This window comes from Candidatus Eremiobacteraceae bacterium, from assembly GCA_036511855.1.
Classification (GTDB): Bacteria; Vulcanimicrobiota; Vulcanimicrobiia; order Eremiobacterales; family Eremiobacteraceae; genus JABCYQ01.
In genome coordinates this window covers 1-10,173 of record DATCBN010000014.1, presented here as the reverse complement: position 1 = coordinate 10,173, position 10,173 = coordinate 1, and the positions used below count along the sequence as shown (strand labels likewise).

Genomic DNA, 10,173 nt, shown 5'->3' with positions numbered 1-10,173 from the left:
CGTACTAGGGCAAGCAACGCTTGCCCTAGTTTTTTTGGGGCAAGCGTTGCGTGCCCTACTACAGAACGAACGGGGTAGCCATGCCCGACCTGCCTATCACCGAACAACAAAATCCATCGACGGTTGAGCTCGATCGGCTCGGCACGGTCGACTTGCTCCACCGCATCAACGACGAAGACCGGCGCGTCGCATGGGCCGTCGAGCGCGAGATCGAGGTGATCGCCGCTGCCGTCGACGAGATCGCGGATCGTCTTCGCGCGGGCGGTCGAATGCACTATTTCGGCGCGGGGACGAGCGGGCGAATCGGTGTGCTCGATGCGTCGGAGATTCCGCCGACGTTTTCCACGCCGCCCGATCTCGTCGTGGGTCACATCGCCGGCGGACGCGCAGCCCTGACTTCCGCCGTCGAATCGGCGGAGGACGATGAAAAGCAGGGTGCGGTTGAAGCCGGCGCAAGCGGCATCGGGCCGGGCGACGTCGTGATCGGTCTGTCCGCGGGCGGTGCCGCCCCGTATGTTGTGGGCGCGGTGCGAGAAGCCCGCGTGCGGGGAGCGCTCACCATCGCCGTCGTGAACACGTCACACTCGCCGCTCGCGGGGATTGCGCAAATCAGCATCGCGCTGCTCGTGGGTCCCGAGGTGATCGCCGGTTCAACGCGACTCAAAGCCGGCACGTCGCAAAAACTCGTGCTGAACATGATCAGCACGGCGGTGATGGTGAAGCTCGGAAAGGTCCATGGCAACTGGATGGTCGACCTCCAGGCGAACAACGCAAAGCTCCGGGCGCGCGCAGAACGGCTGGTGGTGCAGCTGGGTGAAGTTTCAGCCGAGGAAGCACGCGCGGCACTCGAAGCAAACGGCTGGAATATCAAGACCGCCGTCATCCAGCTCGTCTACGCATGCATGCCGGACGAGGCCACGCAAAGGATTGCACAAGCGGGCGGGTCGTTGCGGGCAGCCCTGGACAAAGGTCCTGGGCCAGAAACGGCGAAGTAAGCCCATACCAGGAAGCAGCGCAGCCACGGCGGCGCGCTCCCGGGTTTTTTTGTTTATAGGAGGCCGAGCATCTCTATCGCGCGCACATCGAGGGTTTTATGTCGTTCCTAGCTGTCATGGCATTGACCGCGACATTAGCGGCGTCGCCATCGCCACAGCCATCGAGCGCCACTCCGGTGCCAGTTGTCGCGACGCCGGCTCCAGCTGCTGCGACCACGGCACCAGCCGCTGCGACGCCCGGTCCGAACATGGCAGCCCAGCCCGAATTCATATTGGCCGAAGCGGAGTTCAAAGCGGGTAACAACACGGCTGCGATCAACGACTTCGGTCAGGCGATCCAGCTGGACCCCGGTTTCTTAGCGTCGTACCTCGATCGCGGCAATGCCGAGGTCAGGCTCGGACAATTCGATGACGCGATCGTCGATTTCTCGCGCATCGTCAAGGCGGATCCTAACAACGCAATCGCATATTCCAATCGCGGCGCGGCCTACGGGCAGCTCGGCGAAAACAATCTTGCGCTTGCCGATCTCCGGCGGGCCAGCGCACAGAGTCCAAAAGACGCGATGACCGAGTACAACCTGGCTTCTGCCGAAGGACAATCCGGGGATCTCAAAGGCGCCCTGGCCGACATGAACAAAAGCGTCGCGAACGGGCCGTCGGTCTATACGTATCGCGGTCGTGCCGTTATCGAGAGTGCCCTCGGCAATCAAAAATCGGCCATCAAGGACATCTCCGTCGCAATGAAGTTAAACGTCGCGAATCCGGCCTTGCTCGCCGATCGCGCGATGTTCTATCAGCGCTCTCACCTTTATCCAGCCGCTTTGGCGGACTATGGCGCCGCCATCAAGCTAGCCCCGATGGTGGCTCAATACAGACTGCTGCGCGCGCAGACGGACCTTTTCGCGAAGGACGTGACTGGCGCGATTTCGGACTTGCGCGCCGCTCGTCAGACGCTTTCAGGCGCGGGCGATGATGTCGCCGTGGCGAACATCGATCGCGCGATAAAAGTCCTTACGGCAAAAGCGCACGCCGCATCATCGCCGGCTCCGGCGCCAAAGGCCACGCCGCAGGGTTGACCGCACGCGACCCGGCTCAGGTCGTCGTCTTCGCGAACCGGACGCTGGCGACGACGATCAGGAAAGCGCCTAAGCCGAGCATCGCGGTGACCGATGGCCACAACGCGCTCATCGTCTCTCCTCTGAGCACGATGCCGCGCAAAATCTCAAGGAAGTATGTCAAGGGAATAGCATAGCCGACCCACTGCATGAACAGCGGCATGGCGTCGCGTTCGAAGAAGAAGCCCGACAGCAGGATCGACGGCATCATCGTCCCAAAGGCCATCAACATCGCTTGCGCTTGCGTGCGGGCCACGCTTGAGATCAAGAGGCCGAGTCCGAGCGACGCGATGAGAAATCCTAGCGAGAGCAACAGCAGCAGCCAAACATTTCCCAAGATCGGCACGTCGAAGACGTAGCGCATCGCGGCCAACACCAAGAGGAAATCGACGAAGCCGATAATCGCGTACGGCACGATCTTGCCGAGCATGAGGCCGGTCGACCCGATCGGCGTCACCAGGAGCTGATCGAGAGTACCGCGCTCCCGTTCGCCCACGATAGAAAGCGACGTCAAGAATATCGTGATCAATTGCATGATCACGCCGATCAGTCCGGGCACGAGGAAGTTCGCGCTGCGCAGACTTGGATTGAAAAGCATACGCGGCCGGACGTCGATGAGCGGTGCGACGCTCACGGTGCCGCCCACGCGTGCTGAAACCGCTTGACCGATGATCGAGGCGGCGCCGAGCGCCTCCTGCGCGATCGACGAGTCCGATCCGTCGATGAGCACCTGAAGCTGGACCTGCCGGCCGGCGCGGACGCCGGCGGTGAAATTCGGCGGCACGTCGACGGCAACCCGCACGCGTCCGGCGACGATGCGCTCGCGCAAGTCTTCTCGCGACGTCGCCATGTAGACGAGGTCGAATTCGCCGGAAGATCGCAGAGCGTCCAGGACTTGCGCCGCCACTGCACCGCGGTCTTCATCGAGGTACGCCGTGCTGATATGAGCCACGCGCGTGTTGATAGCCCAGCCGAAGAGCAGAAGCTGTACGATCGGCAAGAGCAGCGCGAGTATCAACGTGATCCGGTCGTGTACGACGTGGATAACCTCTTTGTAGAGCACCGCTTGGAAGCCGCGAGCGTCGAAGGACTTTCTCATGCCGCGCCGTGCTCGCGGGTCAGCGCGACGAACACGTCTTCGAGCGACGGTTCGATGCGTTCGACGACATCGATCCGTCCGGCCGCGGCCGTCAGATCGGCGCGAAGCCGCGCCTCATCGATCCCCTCGTTGGCGACGATATGGAGGTCGCGGCCGAAGATGGTCGCATCGCGGACGTAGTCTAGCGTACGGACGCGTGCGAATGCCGCCATGACGTTCGCCGTGCCCACTCGAAAGCGGATCGTGCCCGGCGGCGCGATGCCGGGCATCGCGCGCAGTTCATCGAGCGTGCCGAGTGCGATCAGATCGCCTTCGAAGATGTAGCCGAGCCGGCTGCAGCGCTCCGCCTCGTCCATATAGTGCGTGGTGACGAACAGCGTCGCGCCGTCGCTCGCCAGCTTGAAAAGCAGGTCCCATAACTCGCGCCGCGCCACCGGATCGATGCCTGCCGTCGGTTCATCCAAGAACAACACGTGCGGTTCGTGCAACAGCGCGGACGCAAGGGCCAGCCGCTGTTTCCATCCACCCGACAGATTGCGGGCGAGCGTGTTCTCATAGCGGGGAAGGCCGGTCAGATCGATCACGGCTTTCTTGCGCTGCGCTCGCCGCTCGGGGTCGAGCCCGTAGGCGCGGCCGTAGAATTCGAGATTCTGTTGCACCGTCAGCTCGTCATACAGCGAGAATGATTGCGAGACGTAGCCGATGGACCGCCGCACGCCGTCATCTTCGCGCTCGATGTCGAAGCCGCAGACAGTCCCGGTGCCCGAGCTAGGTTGGACGAGGCCGCATAACATCTTAATCGTGGTCGACTTGCCGCTGCCGTTCGGTCCGAGAAAACCGAAGATGCTGCCCGGCTCGACGGAGAGCGACAATTCGTTCACGACGGCGCGCTCGCCGTAACGCTTGGTGAGCCGGTCGGCAGAGATGGCCGCCGTCACGGAACGGCTACGCTTGCCGTCGTGCCTCCGTGCAGCACGCCTCCGGGATCGTGGACCTGAATCTTAACGCCAAAGCTCAAGTCGGCGCGATCCTCCGGCGTCTGCACATCGCGCGGTGTGAATTGAGCGTTCGAGTCGACCTGCGCCACGACGCCGTCAAAGGTCTTATCGGGCGCGTCATCGGCGCGCACGTGGACGGCAGTGCCGGTCGCGAAATCAGCGAGATCTGCTTGGCGGACATAGATGCGCACGTACGGATCTTGGAACTCATCGACGGTGGCGACGATCGCACCGGGCGCGACCAGATCGCCGCGATGGAGGTCGAGCGCGCTCACCACTCCATCGGCCGGTGCGCGTACCGTGCACTCTGCCAGCTTGGCTTCGGCAAGTCTCTCGTTGGCAACAGCCGCGAGCGCTTGCGCACGCACGCTCTGGATCTGCTCTGGTCGAGTGCCGGCCCGAATCGTTGTGGCTTGAGCGCTTGCGGCGAGATACGCTTGCAGAGCGGCTTGCGTCTGCTGGGGTACATCGGCTCGCTCCACCGCAGCGGCTTGAGCTTGCGCGGCGTGCAGCAATGCTTGCGCGGTGCCCACGGCGTCGCTCGCGGCGCGGGCCGCAGCCTCGGCGCTGTCCGCCGTCTGCAAAGCGATGGCGCCCTTGACGTACAACTCGCGCTGGCGCTGCGCCGTGCGCGCGGCGATGCCTGCGTTTGCTTGAGCAAGCCTAAGTTGCGCTTCGCTCGCCCGGACTTGTGCGGCGGCTCCCGATGTTTGCGGGCCGCCCGACAATCGGAGTTGCTCGTATGCGGCTTGTGCTTGTGCCGCCTGTGCGTCGGCGCGCGCGATTTCGCTCGGCCGCGGTCCGGCGATCGCGTCTGCGAGCGTGGCTTCGGCTGCTTTTGCTTGCGCTTGCGCAGCCGCCACCGCGGCGCGCTGCTGCAAATCGTCGAACGTGAGAATGACTTGCCGGGCGCGCACGCGGCTTCCGCTCGCGACTAAAACCGAGGTCACCCGACCGCCGATCGTGCTGCCCACCGAAGCCGATTCTCGGAGTAACGTGCCGCTGTAGGGGAAATCGCCGCGCCCCCCACTGCATGCGCCGGCCGCCAATGCAAACGTCGCGGTGACGACGGCCATGATTCGAATCGGGCGCGAGTCCCTCATGACCGGCCGATTCGCGCTACGCCCGGCATATTCATGGCGCACCGTCGATGGGTTCCGGCACTTGCGCAAGCGCAGACGTTACGCCGGATCCTTCTCCGTGTTGTACTCTTGCACGAAAGCGGTGAACTCGTCGACCGGCATCGCTTTTCCAAACAAAAAGCCTTGCGCTGTGTCGCAGCCTTCGGCCCGAAGCCAATTCGCCTGTTCCACAGACTCCACGCCTTCGGCGTGCACGTCGCGCCCGGTGCACAAGCCGAAAGCGATGATTGCGCGCACGATCGCAGAATCGTCATTGTCGATGGGTACGCGGCTGACAAACATCTGATCGATCTTGATGATGTCGACCGGCAGGCTCTTGAGATAGGCGAACGACGAATAACCAGTGCCGAAGTCGTCGAGCGCTACTCTGACGCCGAGATGACGCAGGTCGGTCAAGATCAATTGCACCGATCCGGGATGCTGTATGGCGATGGCTTCGGTGATCTCGATCTCCAAGAGTTTCGGATCGGCTCCGGCTTGAGCCATCGCCGCGCCGACCTGGCGCGCGAACGACGGCGACTGGAATTGCCGGGCCGAGACATTGAACGCGACGCGCAAGGGCGTGCCGGCGTCGGCCCAACGGCGGCACTGCTTGCACGCTTCGCGCACGACCCAGTTGCCGATTGGAATCATCAGCCCGCTCTCTTCAGCAAGCGAGAGGAACTCACCGGGCAGAACGATTCCGTGCCCGGGGCGGGTCCAACGTAGCAGCCCCTCGGCGCCGATCACGGCTCCGGTTTCGAGGTCCGCCAGCGGCTGGTAGTAGAGAGCAAATTCGTGATTGTCGAGCGCGACTCGCAGCGCCTCGCGAAGCACCCGGCGCTGCTCCAGGCTCTCGGTGAATTCGCTGCTGAAAAAACACAGCGATCCTGGGCTCTGCTGTTTGGCGCGCTGGAGCGCGACGCGCGCGTTGCTTTCAAACGTTTCGGCATTCGCCGCGTCGCCGGGAAATACGACGATGCCCACGCTGGTCGTGACCGCGACGTCGTGGCCGTTGATCGAGTACGCCATCGAGAGCATTTCGATCAGAGTCCTGGCGAGTTGCTCGGCCTCGGTGGAAGTCATCGCGTCGGAGACGAGCACGCAGAACTGATCGCCGTCGAAACGGGCGATGACGTCGGCGGATGGAGCTGCGTCACTGAGTCGCCGGGCGGCTTCGGCGAGCACGCCGTCGCCGACGTCTCTGCCAATGTCGTTCACGCGCTTGAAGGCGTCAAACCCGGTCAAAAAGAGTGTGAATTTCTCCGTACGCCGCGCGGTCGCGGCGAAGCGCTCCTGCAAACGAGCCTGGCAAAAAGCGTGGTTGGGAAGCCCGGTCAGTTCATCTTCGAACGCGATCCTCTTTATCTGAGTCGATTGCGCGCTTTGCGCGAGAAGGCGTGCGAAGTACGCGCCGAGCATCTCGACGTAGACGTTGTCTTCTTCGGGAAAATCGACCGAGCGTGGTGCCTTTGCGGTGAACATCAACACGTATTGCAGTTCACCTGCCTTGAAAGTGGTGCCGATGCCCGCGCCGCGTCCTTTTGCCTCATCGCCTCTGGAGCCGAGCAGACCTTTCGCTTCGAGGACCAGCGCAGAAAACGTCGAGCGCAAGGGAATGCGCGCACCGCGCCCGCGTTCGGGCTCGTCCGGAGAGGCGAAGTCGACGACGAGCTGCGCGCCTTCGATGTGACCAAGCGCCGCGAAGTCCATCGCGAGCGAACGCTTGCCTTCGTCGAGCACGGCCTTGCCTTGCGCATCAAGATTGAGATCCGCTCCGACGATGAGCCGCCAGAGCGCGTCGAGCCGGTCTTTTCGAACCGAAGCGCCCGCCTTGTCGCGAACCACCCAAAGGTATGAGCTCGGTCCGCTTGTGCGCAACTCCAAAACGCCGATGTCGAGATTGAACGGATCGCCGTTGCGGCGCAAACCGATTCCGTCGAAATCCGCGGTCGGCGCGGCGGGCGCCGGACGTCCGCGGTCTTCGATGATCGCGCCGATCTTGCGACCCTCGAGAGCTCCGCTGTCGAAGCCGAAGAGCGCCGCAGCGGCGCCGCTGCAATAGGTGATGTTGCCGGATGCGTCAGTGGAGATGACGCCTGCGCCCGTCGCGTCGACGAGCGGGTTCACTGTCGCTGACGGGACAGTCTTCGTGGAGGGATGCTTCATCGTGCCTGCCTTCTCACTCTTATGTATCGGCGTCCCTCGCTCCGGACACAAGGTTTTGCGGCTGACAAAGCTCGACTAAGGTACCCCCGGTTGCCGAAGGGTGGATAAAAGCGATCAAATTGCCATGCGCGCCGCGGCGCGGGCGCTCATCGATGAGGCGGATGCCGGCGCTGCTCAGGCGGGCAAGCTCGTCCTCTAAGTCGGCGACCCGGTAGGCGATATGGTGGAGCCTGGTCGGCTTGTCGCCGCGAAACCGGTCGAGCGCCGAGTCCGCGGCGAGCGGTTTCATGAGCTCGATCGTGGAGTCCCCGGCCCTCATGCCGATGATTTCGACACCCTGCTCGTCTACCCGTTCGCGATAGCGGACTTCGAATCCGAGCGCCGCATAGATCTTCTCGGCTTGCGCTAGATCCGCCACGACCAAAGCGACATGATCGATGGGCCGCTCGAGCATCAGACGAACGCCGTGGGCCGGTGCACGGAGAATATCTCGCGCAGCGCATCGGACGTTTCGCCGAGCGTGCAGCCCGCGTCGACGGCCTCGATGAACTCCGGAAGCAGTGGCGCGCCGCCGGAGGCCGCGCGCTTGACGGCAGCGAGACGCTGCTCGACCAGTGCGCCATCGCGGGCGGCGCGAAACGCGGCCAGCGATGCTCGCTGATCGCGTTCGAGCGCGGGATCGATGCGGTGCACCTCCACGGCTTGCGTCTCCGCGACCGGATCGACGTATTTGTTCACGCCGACTATTGCGGCGTCGCCGGCTTCCACTCGCGCCTGCGCGCGATACGCGCTGTCCGCAATCTGTTCTTGAATCCAACCGGCTTCGATGGCGGCGACTGCGCCACCGCGCGCGTCGATCTCTGCCATGATCGCGCGAGCGGCTGCCGCCATGTCGGCGGTGAGCCGCTCGACGAAGTACGATCCGCCGAGCGGATCGGCGGTGTCGGCCACTCCGCTTTCGAGGGCGATGATCTGTTGCGTTCGCAATGCGAGTTTGGCGGAGCGCTCGGTCGGCAACGCGAGCGCCTCGTCTTTGCCGTTGGTATGAAGCGATTGCGTTCCGCCCAGAACCGCTGCCAGCGCCTGTAGCGTCACGCGCACGACGTTGTTGTCGGGTTCTTGCGCGGTGAGCGTGGATCCGCCGGTCTGCGTGTGGAAACGCATGAGCCACGACTTGGGCGATTTGGCGTTGAACTCGTGACGGACGATATCCGCCCACAACATGCGCGAGGCGCGGAACTTCGCGACCTCTTCGAAGAAATTGTTGTGCGCGTTCCAAAAAAACGAGACGCGCGGCGCGACGATGTCGACATCCAAACCGGCGTCGACGGCGGCGCGTAAATACGCGCGCCCGTTCGCAAGTGTGAAAGCCAGCTCTTGGGCGGCGGTGGCGCCGGCCTCCCGTATGTGATAGCCGCTGACGCTGATCGTGTTCCAACCGTGCACGTGATCGGCGCAGTAGCGCATGAGATCGGTGACCAAACGCATGGAGGGCGCAGGCGGATAGATGTACGTGCCGCGCGCCGCGTATTCTTTGAGGATATCGTTTTGCGACGTGCCGGAGAGTTTGCCGAACGGCACGCCGCGGCGCCGGGCGACCGCGAGGTAAAGAGCCAGCAGAATCGAGGCCGGCGCATTGATGGTCATGGAAACGCTCACGTCATCCTGCGGGATGTCCGCGAAGAGGGCTTCCATATCGGCCACGGTGCAGATCGCGACGCCCGTCCGACCGACTTCGCCGTGCGCTCGCGGCGCATCGGAATCCATCCCCATCTGGGTGGGCAAGTCGAACGCGACGGAGAGACCGGACTGTCCCTGCGACCGCAAGTAACGGTAACGGGCATTGGATTCTCTCGCCGAGCCGAATCCGGCGTATTGGCGCATCGTCCACAGCCGGCCCCGGTACATGTCTTTTTGAATGCCGCGCGCATACGGGTATTCGCCGGGGCCGGGCTGATGAGCGAGATCGAGATCGGCGACATCGGCTGCGGAATAGCGCGGCTCGATTTCGATGCCGCTCTCGGTGATGCGACGCTTCATGCGGGATGGTTCGTGTCGCGCCTTGTTCAGCCTCCGTAGCGCGCGGGCTGCGTGTCGAGTCCGGGCTCGGTCAAACGTTCAAAAGGCTCACGCGAAGGAGACGATCGAGGCGCCCATCTCCACAGTGTCGCCCGATTTCGCATCCACGCTCTTCACGGTCCCTGTGCGATGGGCGACGACCTCATTCATCATCTTCATGGCTTCGATGACCGCGATCACTTGGCCGTCGGTCACCTCGTCGCCCGGCGAAACTTTTATTTCGGCGATGAGGCCGTGCATGGGTGCGATCACGCTCTTGCCGTCGGCCGCGATCTTCTTCGGGCTCTTGAATCGCGCAGTGCGGCGGACGCCCGGGCCGGCCGATGCCGCAGAGGCGTCACGTCCGAGACCGTATACTTTCACGGCAAATCGTTTTTCGTTGACTTCTACGGTGATCTCTTCAGCAAACTCGCCCGGCGGTTGTTCCTGCTCAACGGCGGAGACTGCGTATGCTTCCTTTAGCGCTTCGCCGTTGTGGCGAACGAAGCGCTCGACGGTTGGGGTCGTGTAATCACCGCGCTTGAATTCGTCGTCGTCGATAAGGAGACGGAAGAACGGGATTGTGGTGTCGACGCCTTCGACGCGGAATTCGGAGAG

9 protein-coding genes are annotated in these 10,173 nt (G+C 63.4%); 2 read left to right on the top strand and 7 right to left on the bottom strand.

Annotated elements, in window-relative coordinates; all coding sequences use genetic code 11:
- The first annotated feature begins 80 nt into the window (after positions 1-80).
- Complete coding sequence (gene murQ, locus VII69_02260) at positions 81-995, top strand: N-acetylmuramic acid 6-phosphate etherase (GenBank protein HEY5093921.1); 915 nt, start codon at positions 81-83, stop codon at positions 993-995.
- A gap of 176 nt (positions 996-1,171) precedes the next feature.
- Positions 1,172-2,071, top strand: a complete 900-nt coding sequence (locus VII69_02255) for a tetratricopeptide repeat protein (protein HEY5093920.1) — start codon at positions 1,172-1,174, stop codon at positions 2,069-2,071.
- 16 nt (positions 2,072-2,087) lie between these two features.
- Here VII69_02255 and VII69_02250 read toward each other — a convergent pair whose 3' ends face one another.
- The 7 genes from VII69_02250 to VII69_02220 all read right to left on the bottom strand — a co-directional run.
- The gene (locus tag VII69_02250) at positions 2,088-3,209 is read right to left on the bottom strand and encodes an ABC transporter permease (GenBank protein ID HEY5093919.1); all 1,122 of its coding nucleotides are present in this window, start codon (positions 3,207-3,209) and stop codon (positions 2,088-2,090) included.
- Positions 3,206-4,147 (bottom strand): ABC transporter ATP-binding protein, encoded by a 942-nt coding sequence (locus tag VII69_02245; GenBank protein ID HEY5093918.1) that lies wholly within the window; start codon positions 4,145-4,147, stop codon positions 3,206-3,208. The genes VII69_02250 and VII69_02245 overlap by 4 nt, the downstream gene beginning before the upstream one ends.
- Entirely contained in the window at positions 4,144-5,310 is a 1,167-nt protein-coding gene (locus tag VII69_02240; GenBank protein ID HEY5093917.1) for an HlyD family efflux transporter periplasmic adaptor subunit, read from the bottom strand. The genes VII69_02245 and VII69_02240 overlap by 4 nt, the downstream gene beginning before the upstream one ends.
- A gap of 78 nt (positions 5,311-5,388) precedes the next feature.
- Positions 5,389-7,458, bottom strand: a complete 2,070-nt coding sequence (locus VII69_02235; GenBank protein ID HEY5093916.1) for a sensor domain-containing phosphodiesterase — start codon at positions 7,456-7,458, stop codon at positions 5,389-5,391.
- Between the two features lie 58 nt (positions 7,459-7,516).
- Positions 7,517-7,951, bottom strand: a complete 435-nt coding sequence (mce, locus tag VII69_02230) for a methylmalonyl-CoA epimerase (protein HEY5093915.1) — start codon at positions 7,949-7,951, stop codon at positions 7,517-7,519.
- A complete protein-coding gene (locus VII69_02225) occupies positions 7,951-9,537 on the bottom strand; it encodes a methylmalonyl-CoA mutase family protein (GenBank protein ID HEY5093914.1) in 1,587 nt (528 codons plus the stop codon). Before VII69_02225 ends, mce begins: the two co-directional genes overlap by 1 nt.
- Before the next feature lie 87 nt (positions 9,538-9,624).
- Positions 9,625-10,173, bottom strand: a 549-nt coding sequence (locus VII69_02220) for a biotin/lipoyl-containing protein (GenBank protein ID HEY5093913.1), incomplete at its 5' end; no start/stop codon positions are given.